Raw genomic sequence first — 16,747 nt, forward strand, 5'->3', positions numbered from 1 at the left:
GGTGGGTGGTCAGGCCGCGGGGCACTCAGGCCAGGGCGAGGAAGAGCTTCTCCAGCTCGGCTTCGCTCATCGGCGCGCCGTCCTCGTCGGCGGCGGCCATGCACTGGCGCATGCCGCTCGCCACGATCTTGAACCCGGCCCGGTCCAGGGCGCGCGAGACGGCGGCGAGCTGGGTGACCACGTCCTTGCAGTCCCGGCCCGCCTCGATCATCGCGATCACCCCGGCCAACTGGCCCTGAGCCCGACGCAGTCGGTTCAGCACCGCGCCGACCGCCTCCTCGTCCACCTGCATGTCCGGGCCGCCTTTCACCTCGACTGTCGATGGACAAGTGTACCCGGTGGGGTATTCATTCCCGGCTGGACGAAGATCGTCGCGAGGCGCCGCCGATCAGCGGCGGGCCAGCCGCCGCTCGCCCCCGGCGCCGGTCGCGTACGGCAGTTCGTAGTAGGCGAAGACCTCGGGCTCGTCGCCGGCGGGCAGGATGTCGTCCGTGCCGATCGCCGGGGCCTCCTTGACCTTGCTCCGCGGGTACGCCACCCGCAGGTAGGCCGGGCCGGCCACCGATCCCTCCAGCGGGACGAAGGCCAGGCGGCGCTTGGCCATCACGCCGATCGTGACGGTGGCGAAGAACGGCTCGTCGGTGGACGTCTCGACGTAGACCGACTCCAGCGTGCCGATCCGCTTGCCCTTCTCGTCGACCACGTCCTGGCCCCGCCACTCGCGGATGTCTGCCATAGCGATTCCCATGGCCTCGGACCTCCCGTGTCGCACGCTGCCACTGGTGTCAGCCCCGTTTTCGACCCCCGGAGTTCCCATCCTGCGCCGGGACGGGCGTCGGGGCGCGACGAAAGGGACATACGGGGGTGAGCCGACCAATCACCGCCAGGTCGCTGACCTGGGCTTTAGGCTGTCCGCCGACGTTCGGGATCGGCTCGTTCGGGAACAGTTCGGGAACAGCTCGTCCGGGGAGCGCCCCCGGCCGGGACGGCCAGAGGGGCGGCAGCCATGGGGTACGAGCACATGCGGGAGTCCGGCGGCCCGGCGATCGCGGCGGACCTGCGGCCCGAGGTCCCACACCCGGCCCGGATGTACGACTACTACCTGGGCGGCAAGGACAACTTCCCCGCCGACCGCGCCGCCGCCGAGAAGGCGCTCGCCGCCAACCCCGAGTTCCGCGCCACGGCCCGCGCCAACCGGGGCTTCCTCACCCGGGCGGTGCGCTGCGTCGCCGGGCTGGGCGTCGACCAGTACCTCGACATCGGCACCGGCATCCCCACCGCCGGCAACACCCACCAGATCGCCCAGGCCGTCGACCCGGCCGCCCGGGTCGTCTACGTCGACAACGACCCGATCGTGCTCAGCCACGCCCGCGCCCTGATGGCGGGCGCCGGCCCGGGGCGCACCACCGTGCTGCGGGCCGACCTGCGGGAGCCGGCGGCGCTGCTGGCGGCCGTCCGGGCCGAGGGGGTGCTCGACTTCTCCCGGCCGGTCGGGCTGGTGCTCGCGGCCGTGCTGCACTTCCTGCGCGACGAGGACGAGCCGTACCGGGCGGTGGCCGCGCTGCTGGCGGCCCTGCCCTCCGGCAGCCACCTGGTGCTCTCCCACGGCACGGCCGACTTCATCCCCGCCGCGGTGCGGGACAAGGTCACCGGGGTCTACGACAAGGCCACCGCGCCGCTGGTCGGGCGGAGCCGGGAGCAGGTGCGGGAGTTCTTCGACGGGCTGGAGCTGCTGGAGCCCGGGGTGGTCACCGTGCCGCTCTGGCGGCCGGAGGCGGCGCCGGCGCCGGGGGCGGAGCGGGTGAGCATGTACGGCGCGGTCGCGCGCAAGCCCTGACGGCGGGGCGCGGCGGGGCGCGAGCCGGGGGTGGGCTGGGCGCGGGCTGGGGGTGGGCTGGGGGTGGTGCTGGCGGCACCTCGGATTGGGGGGTTTTTACCACCGACCCGGCCCCGCACCCCCGGTTACTGTCGACGGGACGGCCCCGGTCCGGGGTGGTCACACGGGGTCAGCACGCCACGTACGCGCATGACATGGGGGGAACACCATGGTCCACTACCGCCGTCACGCCCACCGCCGCCACACCTACCGCTACGCCGGGGCCGTCCTGGCCGCCGGACTCGCCACGGGGGTGCTCACCGCCTGCGATCCGGTCGGCACCTCGATCAGCGACGACGCGACCGTCTCCGACAAGGTCACCGCGATCAAGCTCGACAACTCCTCCGGGGACGTCACCGTCCACGGCAAGTCCGGCGCCGGGGGCGTCTCGGTCCACCGGAAGATCACCTACCACAGCGACAAGCCCGGCACCACCACCCGGGTCGACGGCGGGACGCTGGTCCTCGGCGGCTGCGGGCACAACTGCTCGGTGGACTACACCGTCGAGCTCCCGGCCGGGCTGCCGATCAGCGGCAGCACCTCCGCGGGCGGGATCCACCTCTCGCAGGTCGGCGAGGTCTCGGTGCACACCGACTCCGGCGACATCTCCGTCGACCAGGCCACCGGCACGGTCGACGTGCGCACCAACAACGGTGAGATCAAGGGCACTTCGCTCAAGGGCGACCGGATCCAGGCCAAGACGGACAACGGCGGGATCAACCTCACCCCCGGCAAGGCCCAGGACATCAAGGCCACCACCTCCAACGGGGAGATCCACGTCACCGTCCCGACCGGCTCCTACCACGTCAGTGCCGGGACGGACATCGGCGAGAAGCACATCGGCGTCCAGAACGACCCCAACGGCAAGTACAAGCTCGACCTGGGGACGGACATCGGCGACATCACCGTCAAGACCGGCTGACCGGGGCCTCCTCGGCGGGCCGGTCCGGGCACCGGTCCGGGCACCGGTCCATCCGCCGGTCGAGAAAGCCGTCGACCAGTGCCACGAACCGCTCCGGCTCCTCCGCCCACGGGCGGTGGCCGGAGCGTTCCAGCACCTCCAACCGGGCGTCCGGCAGGGCCGCCGCCACCGCGCGGGCCGGGGCCGGGGCCGGGCCGACCATGCCGTCGAACGCGCCGGCCAGCACCAGGGACCGGGTGCCGCCGGCGGCGATCCGGGCCCGTCGTTCGGCCGGCGGCCGGGCCTCGGCCGCCCCGGCGTAGAAGGCCTCGCGGTACCAGGGCGCGGCGGCGTGCTCGGGGCGGTACTCGGCGAAGTGCCGCTCGCTCCAGCCGTACCAGAAGAACGGCAGGATCCGGCGGTTCAGTTCGGCCGCCTCGGCCGCGCCCACCCCTCCCCCGGCCAGCCTGCGGGCGGCCTCGGCGGCCTGCGGGTACCAGGGTTCGGCGGCCCGCGCGGCCCGCAGGGCGGCCAGCTCCGCCTCGTCCGGCTCGCGCCCGGCCACCCCGACCGGCGTCACCAGCACCGCGCGCGGCACCCGGCCGGGATGGCCGGCCAGGTACTCCTGGGCGACCAGGCAGCCTGCCGAATGGGCCAGCAGGTCGAGCCGCTCCAGGCCGAGGTGGCGCCGCAACTCCTCGACGTCCCGGGCCTGTTGGACGAAGGAGACGCTCGACCGGTCGGCCGGCACCGCCGACCGCCCGGTACCCCGCGGATGCACCAGGACCAGCTGGCGGCGCCCGTCCAAGCCGCCGAGCCCGCCGACGTACCCGACGTGGGAGCCCGGCCCGCCGGGCAGCACCACCAAGGGGGCGCCCCGGCCCGCGAGTTCATAGCTGATCAGGCATCCGTCGTACGAGGAGAAGCTCGGCATGCCGCAAACGATCACACGGCGGGCGGGGCGACGCCACCCGCATTCCACATGGTGGTCCAGACCACCTTGAGCGGCCGGCCCGACCGGTGGAGGATGGGGCCGGTTCGGGTACGACCGCGTTGGTGGTTGGCGCGCGGGTGCGCGTACTGCTCGGCCACCGGGCCGTGGCGGCAGTGCCGGGCGGTGGGTGGCGGGCGATCGGGATCGGCGTGATCGGAAGATGAGCCCAGGAAATCATCGGCGGGAAAAGGGCAGTTGGCGCCCGAATTCGATCGGTCCCGGGTGATCCGGGCGGCCTGCGGGGAATTGCCGCTCCGGGTACGCACGTCGGCGGGCGCACCCGGAGCGGGCGTGCCCGAAGGTCAGAGACCGGTCTGGACCTCGGCGCGGTGGCGGATGTACTCGTCGGGGTGTGCGCGGGCGATGGTGACCGCCGCCTCCACCAGGGCGTGCAGCTCGGCCGGGTAGGCACGCGGCACCAGCGGCAGGCCGGGCAGGATGCAACGGCGGACGTCCAGGTCCTCGTTGCCGACGAACTCCTGCAGCGCGGCCTGGTTCCAGCTGTCGCGCACCGTCGCGCCCTCGTCCGGGGTCGCGTTCCGGCCGCCGCCGACCGTCAGCGCCGTCCAGTACCAGGCCCGGGCGGCGCCGGCCCGCTCCGGGTTGGTGCCGGTCTGCAGGTAGCCGAGCAGGGCCAGGCGGACCCGGCGCTGGCCGAAGGCGATCAGGGCGGGCTCGACGAAGCGGCGGTTGAAGCTCGGGTTGGGGTCGTGGACCGCCGCCTCCAGCAGCGGCTCGAAGTACTCCTCGGGCAGCTCGGACCGCCCGGCGAGCGCCTTGTGGACCTCCCATCGGGCCGCGCCGGCGTAGTCCGCCCCCGTCGCGACCTCGGCCCCGAGCACGCGGAGCAGACGGGCGAGCCGCAGCTCGAACGCCTGCGATCCGTCCTCCGGGCGCCCGGGCAACGGCTGGAGAATCCGCACCTCGCCGGCCGTGTCCTTGGTTTCCACGAACATCCTCCTCATTCTGAGTCATCGGAAGACTACTCGCTGATACACCAGTTCGGAGTCGGTTTTCGGCCAGGACCGGATCTTGAACGCATTCCGGGGCGGACTTTTGACGCCCTCTCAGCTCTGACACCGCGGCCCGGTGGGCCGGTTCGCGGCCCGATGGGCCGTCAGGACGGGCGGCCGGGCGGGACCAGCCCGGACTGGTAGGCGATCGCGACCAGCTGGGCCCGGTCCCGGGCGTCCAACTTGGACATCGCCCGGTGCACATGGGTACGGACGGTGAACGGGCTAACGAACATCCGCTCGGCGATCTCCTCGTTGGTGAGCCCGGTGGCGGCCATCGACATCACCTCGCGCTCGCGGGCGGTGAGGACGGCGAGCCGCTCGGCGGGCGCGGCGGCGGCCGGATCGGGCTGGGCGAGGAGCTGCTCGATCACGGCGCGGGTGGCGGCGGGCGAGAGCAGGGCGTCGCCGGCCGCGACGGTGCGGACGGCGGCCAGCAGTTCCTTCGGGTCGGCGCCCTTGCCGAGGAAGCCCCCCGCGCCCGCGCGCAGCGCCTGGGCCACGTACTCGTCGATCTCGAAGGTGGTGAGGATGAGCACCCGGGTGCCGGACAGCTCCTCGTCGGCGCAGATCTCGGCGGTGGCGCCGAGGCCGTCGGCGCCGGGCATCCGGATGTCCATCAGCACGATGTCGGGCTTGGTGGCGCGGGCGAGTGCCACCGCCTCCCGGCCGTCGGCGGCCTCGCCGACCACCTCCATGTCCTCCTCCGCGTCGATCAGCATGCGGAAGGCGCCGCGCAGCAGGGCCTGGTCGTCGGCGAGCAGCACGCGGATGGTCATGCGTAGTCCTTGTCCTTCCGGATGGCGCGATCTTGTCGGGCGGAGTGGGCCGGGGAGCCGGGGGCACCGGCGTCGGCGGTGTCGGCGGTCGCGAGGGGGGTGCCGGAGCGGGCGGCACAGCTCCAGCGGGTGGCGAGGTCGAGGCGGGCCGCAGCGCCCGCGCGGGTGTCGTCGGCCGCGCGGGTGCCGTCGGCCGCGCGGTCCGGGCCGGAGGGGTGGGCGGTGCCATCCTCCCGGGAGGTGATGTCCTCCCGGGCGCCGGTGCGCAGCGGGAGTTCGGCGGTGACCAGGAAGCCGCCGTCGGAGCTACGGTCCGCGGTGAGGCGGCCGCCGACGGCGCCGGCGCGTTCGCGCATGCCGATCAGGCCGAAGCCGCTCTCGCCCGGGGCGGGCGGCGGCAGCAGGGCGGTGCGGGGGCGGCCGGGGCTGGTCGGGCGGCCGTTGGCGACGCTGACGGCGACCCGGCTGCCGCTGTAGGAGAGGGTGACCTCGGCGTCGGCGCCGTGGGCGTGCTTGGCGACGTTGGTCAGCGACTCCTGGACGATCCGGAAGGCGGTGAGGTCGACGCCGGGCGACAGCGGCCGGGCCTCCCCCTCGACGGCGAGCCGCACCGGCAGGCCGGCCCGTTCGAAGGCGTTGATCAGCTCGGGCAGCCGGTCGAGGCCGGGGGCGGGTTCGAGCGGGGCGGGCTCCTCCGCGCGGCGCAGCAGACCGACGGTAGCGCGCAGCTCCTGGAGGGCGGAGCCGGTGGCGTCGGTGATGTGGCTGAGCACCTCGCGGGCCTGCACCGGGTGGCTGTCCATGAGGTGGACGGCGATGCCGGCCTGGGCGTTGGCGAGGGCGATGTGGTGGGCGACGACGTCGTGGAGGTCGCGGGCGATCCGGATCCGCTCGTCGGCGACCCGGCGGCGGGCCTCCTCCTCGCGGGTGCGCTCGGCGCGCTCGGCGCGTTCCTCGATGGCGGCGAGGTGGGCGCGGCGGTTGCGGATGGAGTCGCCGAGGGCGCCGGGCAGCAGGGCCCAGGCGAGGACGCCGATCCGCTCGCCGATCGGGCCGCCGGGGCCGAAGACCAGCGTCATCCCGGTGAGCAGGACGGCGGTGCCGATCGAGGCGCGCAGCGCGGTGGCGCGGTCGGTGCGGGTGGCGAGGAAGTAGAGGGCGAGCAGCAGCGGGGTGGCCAGCATCGGGGTGAGCCGGGGGCTGGTCCAGGTCAGCACCATGGTGCAGACCAGCGTGACGGCGGTCACGGCGCGCGGGTAGCGGCGGTGGAAGAACACGGCGACGGCGGCGATCAGGGCGAGCAGACCGGTGGCCGGGTCGACCGGGGCGAAGCGCCCACTGGTCTGGTCGACCGTGGCGCCGAGGGCGGTGACCCCGATCAGGGCCGTGCCGCCGGCGATGTCGAACGCCCGGGGGTGGTCACGGCGCAGGCGCTGCCAGGTGTCGCTCATCGTCCTGTTCTCCGGGTCGGGGTGCCCTGGCGGCACCCTCGCCGGGTTCTGCCAGTCGGTGTCGCGTCGCGCCCCCGATGGGGTGCGGCGTACCGGGTCGGGGCCTGCGCGCGGGCGGCGGCCCTGACAGCAACGGTAACGGGTGGGGCTCGAACCGGTGTCCGAGCCGACCGGTGCCGGACCCGGACCGGGCCGCCCTGGTGGGTGGCCTGGTCCGGGTGGCGCCGGGCCCGGCCCGGGCCGGGGTGCCCGAGCCGGGTGGTGTCGGGTGGCGCTGGGCCTAGACGGTGACCGACTCCTTGGCCGGGGCCGGTTCGGGGGCCGCCGCGGTGTGCAGCTTGCTGCCCTCGACGTCGACGTCCGGTATCAGCCGGTCGAGCCAGCGCGGCAGCCACCAGGCGCGGCGGCCGAGCAGGGCGAGCACGGCCGGGACGATCGTCATCCGCACCACGAAGGCGTCGAAGGCGACGGCGGCCGCGAGGCCCAGGCCCATCATCTTGATCATCGGTTCGCTCATCCCGATGAAGCCCGAGAAGACGGCGATCATGATGAAGGCGGCCGCGGTGACCACCCGGGCGTTGTGCCGGAAGCCGGTGACGATGGCCTCGCCCGGCTGCTCGCCGTGGACGAAGGCCTCACGGATCCGGGTGACCAGGAACACCTCGTAGTCCATGGCGAGGCCGAAGACCACGCCGATCATGAAGATCGGCATCATGCTCATCACCGGGCCGGTCTGCTCCACGCCGATCAGGTCGGCCAGCCAGCCCCACTGGAAGACCGCGACGACGGCGCCGAGCGCGGCGGCCACCGAGAGCAGGAAGCCGAGCGCCGCCTTGAGCGGGACGAGGACGGAGCGGAAGACCACCAGCAGCAGCAGGACGGCCAGGCCGACGACCACGGCGAGGTAGGGCAGCATCGCGTCGCTGAGCTTCTGCGAGACGTCGATGTTCATCGCCGTCGTGCCGCTGACCAGCACCGTCGCCCCGGTGGAGGCCTTGAGTCCGGCCGCCTGACCGCGGATGGTGTGCACCAGGTCCTTGGTCGCGGTCTCGGCCGGGCCGGTGGCCGGGATGGCGTTGAGCAGGGCCGTGTCCCCCGCCTTGTTGAACATCGGCGGCGTCACCGTGACCACGCCCGGCACGGCCGAGACGCTCTTGGCGACCTCGCCCGCGGCGGCCTTCGGGTCCGCCGTGCCCTTGACGTCCACCAGGACGGTCAGCGGGCCGTTGAAGCCGGGGCCGAAGCCCTCGGAGAGCAGGTCGTAGGCGCGGCGCTGGGTGGTGGAGGTCGGCTTGGCCTCGTCACCCGGCAGGCCGAGCCGCAGGTCGAGCGCGGGGGCGGCGAGCACGCCGAGGCCGACCACGCCGAGCAGCAGCACCGCGAGCGGGCGGCGCACGATGAACCGGGCCCAGCGGGAGCCGCCGTTCTCCTTCGCACCCGTCGGCTGCGCCCCGCCCTGGGCCTTGCGGACCTTGCGGGGCAGCGCGCGGCGGCCGATGAAGCCCAGCAGGGCGGGCACCAGGGTGAGCGCGACCAGCACGGCGATGACGACCGTCCCGGCGGCGGCCATGCCCATCTTGGCGAGCATCGGAATGCCGACCACGGAGAGCCCGGCCAGGGCGATCACCACGGTCAGGCCGGCGAAGACCACCGCGGAGCCGGCGGTGCCGATGGCCCGGCCGGCCGCCTCCTGCTGGGTGCGGCCCTCGGCGAGCTCGGCCCGGTAGCGGGAGACGATGAACAGCGCGTAGTCGATGCCGACCGCGAGGCCGAGCATCATGGCGAGCGTGCCGGTGGTCGAGGAGAGGCCGAGCGTGCTGCCGAGCGCGGTGATCAGCGACATGCCGAGGCCGACGCCGATCACGGCGGTGAGCAGCGGCAGGCCGGCGGCGACCAGCGAGCCGAAGGTGATCACCAGGACGACGGCGGACAGCGCCATGCCGATCGCCTCGCTGCTGCCGCCCGCGTCGGGCTTGGCCATCAGCGCGTTGCCGCCGATCTCGACCTTGAGCCCGGCGTCCCGGCCGTGCTGGGCGGCCTGCTGGAGGGCGTCGGTGGCGGTCTTGGAGACCTCGCCCGCCTTGGCGGAGTAGCTGACGGTGGCGTACGCCGTCGTGCCGTCCTTGGAGACGGCGCCCGGCATCTTGAACGGGTCCACCGCGCTGGTGACCTGCTCGCCGTGGGCGAGCTCGGCGACCGTCTTCTCCACGGTCTGCTGGTTCGGCGCGGCGGTGATCTTCTGCCCGGAGGGCGCGACGAACACCAGGCGGGCCGAGGCGCCGTCGGCGTGGCCGCCGGGGAAGCGCTCGTTCATCAGGTCGAAGGCCTTCTGCGCCTCCGTACCGGGCATCGAGAAGCCGTCGTCGGGTGCGGCGGGCGCCTTGGCCGCCAGGACCCCGCCGACCGCCAGCACGGCGACCCAGAGCAGGGCCACCAGCCGGCGCCGTGCGAAGGCCCAGCGGCCCAGGCGGTACAGGAACGTTGCCACGGGAGAACGGACTCCTTCGATTCGGAAACAGGTGCGGAGGCGGGGACGGGTGCGGGAGCGGCGGCCCGGAGGCGGTCCGCTCGCAGCATGACCAATCCTTGATCGCCGACCCCTGCTCCGTCGTCGTCTCTGCGCAGGCCGTTTGCGTACTGCGGACGCAGTACGGCCCTCCCCCGTACGGAGGAGCGCACGCCCTCCACCGGGAGCAGCCGGGAACACCCCCGTGGCCTGCGGCGGGAGCAGCCGGGAGCACCCCCGTGGCCTGCGGCGGGAGCAGCCCCGGGTCACCCGGCCGGCCGGTGACGACGAGCCGCGGCCGCCCCGGCCCAGTAGCGTGATGGGCCACTGGCCCGACCGTTTCGTACCGGTTCGGGCCGACCCGTCCCGATCGGTGCTGATCCCAGCCCGCCGCCGGAGGTGCCCCATGGGCGTGCCAGCCGCCCGCATCGTGTTCGACGAGAACGACCGCGCGGCCGTCGCCGACGCCGTGACCGAGATGCTCACCACCGGTGCCCTGACCCTCGGGCCGTGGACCGAGCGCTTCGAGCAGGCCTTCGCCGCCGAGCACGGCGCCTCGCACGCCGTCGCGGTGAGCAGCGGCACGGCGGCCCTGGAGATCGTCCTGCGCGCCGTCGACGTCCGCGGCCGCGACGTGGTCGTCCCCGCCGTCACCTTCTACGCCACGGCCGGCGCCGTGGTGCACGCGGGCGGCCGCCCGGTGTTCGCCGACGTCGACCCGGACACCCTGGCGCTCTCCCCCGAGACCCTGGCCGCCGCCCTCACCCCGGATACCGCGGCCGTCGTACTCGTCCACATCGGCGGACTCGTCACCCCGCACGTGGACGCCCTGCGCGAGCTCTGCGACCGGCGCGGCATCCCGCTGGTCGAGGACGCCGCGCACGCCCACGGCAGCAGCCGGGGCGGACGCGCCGCCGGGACCTTCGGCCTGGCCGGGGCCTTCTCCTTCTACCCGACCAAGGTCACCACCAGCGGCGAGGGCGGCATGATCCTCACCGAGTCGCCCGAGCTGCGCGACGAGGCCCGGATCTACCGCGACCAGGGCAAGGGCTCCTTCGGCACCAACCACCACGTCCGGCTCGGCTACTCCTGGCGGATGAGCGAGCTGCACGCCGCCGTCGGCGCGGTGCACCTGCGCCGGCTCAAGGAGTTCATCGAGACCCGCCGGGCCGTCGCCCGCCGCTACGACGCGGCGCTGGCCGGCGTCGACGGGCTGCGCCCGGTGCTCGAACCGCCCGGCAGCCGCGGCAACTACTACAAGTACGTGGCGCTGCTCGCGCCCGGCGTCGACCGCGCCGCCTTCAAGAAGGCGGTGGCCGAGGAGTACGGGGTGCGGATGTCCGGCGAGGTCTACGACCTGCCGCTGCACCTGCAGCCGGTCCTCGCCCCCTACCGGGGCGGACCGCTGCCGGTGGCCGAGGACGTCTGTGCCCGGCAGGTCTGCCTGCCGGTGCACTCCGACATGACCGAGGACGAGACGGAGCTGGTCATCGAGGCCGTCTCGACCGTGCACCGGCGGATGGCCGGGTAACCCGGAGCGAAGGGAGCAAGACCGTGCGGATAGCCGTCACCGGGGGCTGCGGGTTCATCGGCTCACACGTCGTGGACCACCTGATCGCGGCCGGCCACGAGGTCCTCGCCGTGGACACCACCGACAAGTACCTCAACCCCGACGCCGAACACGCCCGGATCGACGTCCTCGACCTGCCCGCGCTCACCTCCGCGCTGGCCGGCAGCGAGGTCGTCTACCACCTGGCCGCGATGGCCGACGTCGAGCAGGTCTCCGCCGACCCCGTCCGGGCGGTGCGGACCAACATCGACGGCACCGAGGCCGTCCTGGAGGCCGCCCGGCGCAGCGGACTGAGCCGCACCGTCCTGGCGAGCACCGTCTGGGTCTACGGCGCCGCCCTCACCGACGATCAACTCGACGGCGGGGAACAGGAGTTGGACGAACACGTACCGATCGAGCTGGAACACAGCGGACACCTGTACGTGGCCACCAAACTCGCCGCCGAGATGCTCGTGCACAGCTACCGCGAGCTGTACGGGCAGCACTTCACCATCCTGCGCTACGGCATCCCCTACGGTCCGCGGATGCGCGACGAACTGGTCGTCGCCCGGTTCGTCCAGGCCGCGCTGGACGGACGGCCGATCACCATCGCCGGGGACGGGCTGCAGAGCCGCAACTTCGTCTACGTCGAGGACCTCGCCGACGCCCACGTCCGGGCCCTCTCCCCGGCCGCCGAGGACCAGACCTTCGCCCTCGAGGGCTCCACCGCCGTCTCGGTGCGCGACATCGCCGACACCGTCGACCGGCTGCTGGGGCCGGTCACCATCGAGCACATCGACGGGCGCAAGGCCGACTACACCGGGCGGCGGATCTCCTCCGCCCAGGCCAAGCGGCTGCTCGGCTGGTCGCCGAGGACCAACTTCGCCGACGGCGTGCACCGCTACGCCGACTGGTACCGGGCCGCCGCCGCGCCTGCCACCGGCTGACCGGGGCCGCCCGATGCCGCACGCCCTGCTGGTCTCCGGCTCGCTCGGCCAGGGCCACGACGTGATGGCCCGGGCCTGCGCCGACACCCTGCGGGAACGCGGCTGGAGCACCAGCACCGTGGACGCCATGGCCCTGCTCGGGCAGCGCTCGGGCGCCGCCGGGGAAGCCGTCTTCCGGCGGCTGCTCGACCTGCCCGGGGTCTACGACGCCTTCCACTTCTCGGCGCTGCGCCCCGGCGCCCGGCTCGCGCTGCTCGCCGACGCGGCCGCGCGCAGCCGGCTCGTCCCGGCGCTCCGCGAACTGGTCGGGGCGCAGAAGCCGCAGTTGGTGGTCTCGGTGTTCGCCACCGCCACCTCGGCGATCAACCGGCTGCCGGGGCGGGACTTCCGGCACTTCGTGTTCTGCACCGACGTCACGCCGCACCGGCTCTGGGTGCAGGAGGGCACCGACCTGTTCCTGGTCACCTCCGAGGTCGCCGCCTGCGCCGTGCGCCGCTACCGGCCGGACGCCGAGGTCGCCGTGCTGCCCGCCCCGCTGCGGCAGCCGTTCTACCGGCCGCCCGGCCGGGCCGAGGCGCGCGCCGCACTCGGCGTGCCGGCGGACGCCGGGTGCGTGCTGCTGATGTCCGGCTCCTGGGGGCTCGGGCCGATCGCCCGCACCGCCACCTCGCTGGCCGCCGCCGGGCCGCACGTGCTCGCCGTGGCCGGGCGCAACCGGGAACTCGAACAGCGGCTGCGGGCGGCCGCCCGCCGGGAGCCGCGCCTGCACGCCTTCGGCTACACCGACCGGATCCCGGCCCTGATGGCCGCCGCCGACCTGGTCGTCACCAGCTCCGGCGACACCTGCAGCGAGGCCCGGGCCCTCGGGCGACGGCTGCTGCTGCTCGACGTCGTCCAGGGCCACGGGCGGGACAACCTCCAGCACGAGCTGGAGCTCGGCCACGCCGACGTGGCCACCGCCCGCCCGGCCGAGGTGGTCCGCAACGCGCTCGCGGCGCTGGCCCGGCCGGAACCCGAGCCGTCGCCCGGCGCCACCCCGGACGCCTGGCAGCGGGGGTTCGGGGCGGCGCTGGAGCGGGTGGGGCTGGGCTGAGCGGCCCTCAACTGCTGTGCACCTCGGGGTTCACCGTGCAGAAGAAGACCCGGCTGTGCTCCCGGTCGAAGTAGAACTCCCCGGGGTACCGGTTGCGGGTGACCGAGCGGTCGTAGCCCTCGCTGTGCAGCCAGGTCGCCTGCCGACCGTCGCCCAACTCCCGTGCCAGCACGTCCGGGACGCCCGGGCAGCCGAGCGGCCCCGGCTGCCACGTCCCGCTCCCGGTGATCGAGGCGAGGGTGGCGGGCCCGATCCCGGCGAAGCCGTCCACCCTCACATCGCTCGGGGCCGGTACCGCGATCCGGGAGTCACCGGCCGCACCGCCCAGCACCGCGCCGACCCACGTCGCCCCGGACAGCGGGCCGAGCTCCGGGAAGCGGCGCTGCAACGGCTCGGCGTCCGAACGCAGTTGGGGCGGGGTCGGGGCCGCCGCGGCGGGACGGTCGCCGCCGTCGGCCGCCGAGCAGCCCGTGACGAGCGCTCCTGCGGCCGCGACCGGCAGCGCGGACGCCAGGGCCATCCGCCTGACGCGGATACCGGCATGCTTCGACAACTCCTCGACCCCCAGCCAGAATTGCCGGCCGCACCACAGCGCGGCCGGACGACTTCAAGGGAGGGTAAAGCCTCGGCAAGGCCCTGGTCCAGGAGCTTCCCGACGCGGACCCTAGTAGTGCTTTGTTAGGTCGGGGCTGATCTTGGTCTGGGCAGTGGTCGCTGGCAGGTCGGGCATGTGCCGTTCCAGGTGGCCAGGAGGTGTTGGAGGGCTCTGACCGCCTGGTAGAGGGTCATGCCCGAGCAGGCACTTTTGGGCGGCTCCGGGCGAGGGTGACGAAGAGGTGGGCGGCGGTGACGAGGGTGACGTGGCGGTGCCAGCCGGTCCAGGAACGGCCCTCGAAGTGGTCGAGGCCCAGGGCGGTCTTCAGCTCGCGGTAGTCGTGCTCGATCCGCCAGCGGATCTTGGCCAGGCGAACCAGGTCCTCGACGGGTGTGTCGGCGGGCAGGTTGGACACCCAGTAGTGGGACGGCTCGGCCAGGTGGGCGGGCCACTGGGCCAGCAGCCAGCATGCGGCAATGGTGCCGTTCTCCGCGGGCCGGGGCCGGCGTCCGGCCAGCCGGACCCGCAGGACGACGAAGTCGCCGGTCGGGCGGTCGCGGGACCCGTGTCGCCAGGTGATCGTGCGGGCCGCCGCTCGGCCGGCGGCCCGCACGTGCTCGGCCAGCGGGATCGGGCGGGTGCGGTAGCGGGGCTTGGGGCGGGGGCCGAGTCCGCCGTAGGGCGGCTGGTGGGGGACCGCGTCCAGCGGGTGGGCGGTTGCCAGGCCCTTGACCTGCACGATCCACCGCAGGCCGCGCTCGTCGAGCGCGTTGCGGAAGTGGGCGTTGTCGCCGTAGCCGGCGTCCGCGACCACGACCGGCGCGGTGAGGTGCCAGGTGGCGAGCTCGTCGAGCATCTCCAGCGCGAGGCGCCATTTCGGGCGGTGGACCTCACTGTCGGGGACGCGGCAGTGGGCCCGCCGCCGCCCGGCGCGGGCGGCGGCGGCCTCATCCGCGGCATGCTCCGGGTCCCAGGCGGCGGGCAGGAACAGACGCCAGTCGAGCGGGCAGGACGCCTGGTCGGTGACCGCGTGGACGCTCACCCCGACCTGGCAGTTGCCGACCTTGCCGAGCGTCCCGGAGTACTGGCGGGCGACCCCGGGCGAGGCGGTGCCGTCCTTCGGGAACCCGGTGTCGTCGACCACCCAGGCGGCCGGTGCCAGCGATTCCACCGCCCGGCGGGCGATCCGAGCCCGCACCGCCTCGACCGGCCAGGTCGAGGCGGTGATGAACTGCTGCAGGCGCTGGTGGTCGATCCCGAGGCGCTCGGCCATCGGCTGCATCGACTTGCGCCGTCCGTCCAGCAGCAGACCACGCAGATAGCCCAGGCCCTTGTCCCGCTGGTCCGCACGCCGCAACGGAGCGAAGAGCTCCGCCGCGAACGCCTCCAACTCATCACGTAACAGTGCCAGTTCGTCCGGAGTCACACCGACAGCGAACCGCCGAACCGCCAACCTGCCCAGACCCCGCGCAACACGTAACAAAGCACTACTAGTGACCTGAGTCAGAGATTCGGCGTTAGTTGGGCATGAGTCGTCCCGGTCCGAAGATTCCGCCGTTGTCGGTCACCGATGCTCAGCGGGAGGTGCTGCAGTCCTGGGTGCGTCGTCGCTCGACCTCGCAGGCGCTGGCGTTGCGGTCGCGGATCGTCCTGGAGTGCTCCGAGGGCCACTCGATCATGGAGGTGTCCCGGCGGCTGGCCGTCGCGCCGGACACGGTCCGTACCTGGCGCCGGCGCTTCATCGAGCGGGGCCTGGACGGCCTGGGCGACGAGCCCCGCACCGGCGTGCCCCGGAAAATCACCGACGCGGACGTCGAGCAGGTCATCGTCAAGACCCTGGAGGAGAAGCCGAAGAACGCCACGCACTGGTCGACCCGGTCGATGGCCGCGGCCACCGGAATGTCGCAGTCTGCGATCTCGCGGATCTGGCGGGCGTTCGCCCTGGCACCGCACCGCGCCGAGACGTTCAAGCTCAGCACCGACCCGCTGTTCATCGACAAGGTCCGCGACGTGGTCGGTCTCTATCTCGACCCGCCCGAGCGGGCCTTGGTGCTGTGCGTGGACGAGAAGTCGCAGATCCAGGCTCTGGACCGCTCCCAGCCGGTGCTGCCGATGATGCCCGGGGTACCCGAGCGCCGCAGCCACGACTACGTCCGCTCGGGTACCACCACGCTCTTCGCCGCGCTCGACACCGCGACCGGCAAGGTCATCGGCTCACTCCACCGCCGACACCGCACGGCCGAGTTCAAGAAGTTCCTGGCCAAGCTCGATCAGCAAGTGCCGGCCGACCTGGACGTGCATCTGATCCTCGACAACTACATCACGCACAAGGTCCCGGCGATCAAGGCCTGGCTGGTCGCCCACCCACGCTTCCACCTGCACTTCACCCCGACCGGTTCGTCCTGGCTCAACCTGGTCGAGCGCTGGTTCGCCGAGCTGACCGCCAAGAAACTCCGGCGCGGAGTCCACCGCTCGGTCCAGGCCCTCGAACGCGACATCCGCAGCTGGCTCGCCGACTGGAACGACAACCCCCGCCCGTTCATCTGGACCAAGACCGCCGACGAGATCCTCGACAAGGTCGCCAGCTACTGCCGCCGAATCTCTGACTCAGGTCACTAGGGCGTGTCTGACAATTCCCGTCGGATCAGCGGGCGGCGTTGGGGTGCGTGCATCGCAAGGCGGAGGAGGGAGTCCATGCGGAGCATCGGCGACTGACGACAACGCGGCGAGGTGCGTGCCCCGGCGTCGCGCGCCCGGCGGGAATTGTCAGACACGCCCTAGCTCGGGAAGTAGGTCGGGCCCTGGGTGTCCTGGGCGGCGGTGACGGAGAAGTAGCTCGGGCCGGTCCCGAGGACCTCGCTCCGGGCGGTGGTGGTGAAGTACTTCGGGCCGTCCGTGGCGTTCACGGACGCGTGGGCCGCCGGGCCCGGGGCGCCGTCGGTCGCGGCCGCTCCGCTCAGGGCGGCCGTGACGATGCCGGCGGCCGCGATCGCGTGGGCCAGTCCGCCTGTCCAGTCGGGCATGGGTAGCTCCCCCGTTGTCG

Annotated in this window: 16 protein-coding genes; 6 read left to right on the forward strand and 10 right to left on the reverse strand. The window is 73.5% G+C overall.

Annotation, left to right across the window (positions count from 1 at the left end; genetic code table 11):
• Positions 1 to 25: 25 nt before the first annotated feature.
• Both ACFVXG_RS17945 and ACFVXG_RS17950 read right to left on the reverse strand, forming a co-directional pair.
• Positions 26 to 292 (reverse strand): metal-sensitive transcriptional regulator, encoded by a 267-nt coding sequence (locus ACFVXG_RS17945; RefSeq protein WP_030553044.1) that lies wholly within the window; start codon positions 290 to 292, stop codon positions 26 to 28.
• Between the two features lie 96 nt (positions 293 to 388).
• A complete protein-coding gene (locus ACFVXG_RS17950) occupies positions 389 to 736 on the reverse strand; it encodes a PRC-barrel domain-containing protein (protein ID WP_387928574.1) in 348 nt (115 codons plus the stop codon).
• Positions 737 to 1,006: 270 nt separating this feature from the next.
• Between ACFVXG_RS17950 and ACFVXG_RS17955 the strand changes: the two genes are divergently transcribed.
• On the forward strand, positions 1,007 to 1,837 hold the full coding sequence (locus tag ACFVXG_RS17955) for an SAM-dependent methyltransferase (protein ID WP_387928576.1): 831 nt from the start codon (positions 1,007 to 1,009) through the stop codon (positions 1,835 to 1,837).
• Between the two features lie 208 nt (positions 1,838 to 2,045).
• On the forward strand, positions 2,046 to 2,798 hold the full coding sequence (locus ACFVXG_RS17960; RefSeq protein WP_387928578.1) for a DUF4097 family beta strand repeat-containing protein: 753 nt from the start codon (positions 2,046 to 2,048) through the stop codon (positions 2,796 to 2,798).
• Here ACFVXG_RS17960 and ACFVXG_RS17965 read toward each other — a convergent pair.
• The 5 genes from ACFVXG_RS17965 to ACFVXG_RS17985 all read right to left on the reverse strand — a co-directional run bounded on the left by ACFVXG_RS17965 (position 2,785) and on the right by ACFVXG_RS17985 (position 9,502).
• On the reverse strand, positions 2,785 to 3,711 hold the full coding sequence (locus ACFVXG_RS17965) for an alpha/beta fold hydrolase (protein ID WP_387928580.1): 927 nt from the start codon (positions 3,709 to 3,711) through the stop codon (positions 2,785 to 2,787). The two genes, ACFVXG_RS17960 and ACFVXG_RS17965, sit on opposite strands and share 14 nt — an antisense overlap.
• Before the next feature lie 362 nt (positions 3,712 to 4,073).
• Positions 4,074 to 4,727: a hypothetical protein gene (locus ACFVXG_RS17970; RefSeq protein WP_387928582.1), complete on the reverse strand. Its 654-nt coding sequence runs from the start codon at positions 4,725 to 4,727 to the stop codon at positions 4,074 to 4,076.
• 161 nt (positions 4,728 to 4,888) lie between these two features.
• Positions 4,889 to 5,563 (reverse strand): response regulator transcription factor, encoded by a 675-nt coding sequence (locus ACFVXG_RS17975; protein ID WP_350502908.1) that lies wholly within the window; start codon positions 5,561 to 5,563, stop codon positions 4,889 to 4,891.
• Positions 5,560 to 7,014: a sensor histidine kinase gene (locus tag ACFVXG_RS17980; RefSeq protein ID WP_387928584.1), complete on the reverse strand. Its 1,455-nt coding sequence runs from the start codon at positions 7,012 to 7,014 to the stop codon at positions 5,560 to 5,562. The genes ACFVXG_RS17975 and ACFVXG_RS17980 overlap by 4 nt, the downstream gene beginning before the upstream one ends.
• A gap of 280 nt (positions 7,015 to 7,294) precedes the next feature.
• Complete coding sequence (locus ACFVXG_RS17985; RefSeq protein WP_387928586.1) at positions 7,295 to 9,502, reverse strand: MMPL family transporter; 2,208 nt, start codon at positions 9,500 to 9,502, stop codon at positions 7,295 to 7,297.
• 424 nt (positions 9,503 to 9,926) lie between these two features.
• On the opposite strand from ACFVXG_RS17985, the gene ACFVXG_RS17990 reads away from it, so the two are divergent.
• The 3 genes from ACFVXG_RS17990 to ACFVXG_RS18000 are packed head-to-tail and all read left to right on the forward strand — an operon-like array spanning position 9,927 to position 13,109.
• Positions 9,927 to 11,051, forward strand: a complete 1,125-nt coding sequence (locus ACFVXG_RS17990; protein ID WP_387928588.1) for a DegT/DnrJ/EryC1/StrS family aminotransferase — start codon at positions 9,927 to 9,929, stop codon at positions 11,049 to 11,051.
• Between the two features lie 23 nt (positions 11,052 to 11,074).
• The gene (locus ACFVXG_RS17995; RefSeq protein WP_387928590.1) at positions 11,075 to 12,016 is read left to right on the forward strand and encodes an NAD-dependent epimerase/dehydratase family protein; all 942 of its coding nucleotides are present in this window, start codon (positions 11,075 to 11,077) and stop codon (positions 12,014 to 12,016) included.
• 13 nt (positions 12,017 to 12,029) lie between these two features.
• Entirely contained in the window at positions 12,030 to 13,109 is a 1,080-nt protein-coding gene (locus ACFVXG_RS18000; RefSeq protein ID WP_387928592.1) for a hypothetical protein, read from the forward strand.
• Between the two features lie 7 nt (positions 13,110 to 13,116).
• Here ACFVXG_RS18000 and ACFVXG_RS18005 read toward each other — a convergent pair whose 3' ends face one another.
• Positions 13,117 to 13,629, reverse strand: a complete 513-nt coding sequence (locus ACFVXG_RS18005; RefSeq protein ID WP_387928594.1) for a hypothetical protein — start codon at positions 13,627 to 13,629, stop codon at positions 13,117 to 13,119.
• 265 nt (positions 13,630 to 13,894) lie between these two features.
• Positions 13,895 to 15,130 (reverse strand): IS701 family transposase, encoded by a 1,236-nt coding sequence (locus tag ACFVXG_RS18010; protein WP_387928596.1) that lies wholly within the window; start codon positions 15,128 to 15,130, stop codon positions 13,895 to 13,897.
• A gap of 101 nt (positions 15,131 to 15,231) precedes the next feature.
• Here ACFVXG_RS18010 and ACFVXG_RS18015 point away from each other — a divergent pair, with 101 nt between their 5' ends.
• Complete coding sequence (locus tag ACFVXG_RS18015) at positions 15,232 to 16,323, forward strand: IS630 family transposase (RefSeq protein ID WP_387928598.1); 1,092 nt, start codon at positions 15,232 to 15,234, stop codon at positions 16,321 to 16,323.
• Positions 16,324 to 16,481: 158 nt separating this feature from the next.
• Here the strand turns inward: ACFVXG_RS18015 and ACFVXG_RS18020 are convergent, their stop codons facing one another.
• A complete protein-coding gene (locus tag ACFVXG_RS18020) occupies positions 16,482 to 16,727 on the reverse strand; it encodes a hypothetical protein (protein ID WP_387928603.1) in 246 nt (81 codons plus the stop codon).
• Between the last annotated feature and the right edge of the window lie 20 nt (positions 16,728 to 16,747).

The organism is Kitasatospora sp. NPDC058162, from assembly GCF_042884005.1.
Lineage (GTDB): Bacteria > Actinomycetota > Actinomycetes > Streptomycetales > Streptomycetaceae > Kitasatospora.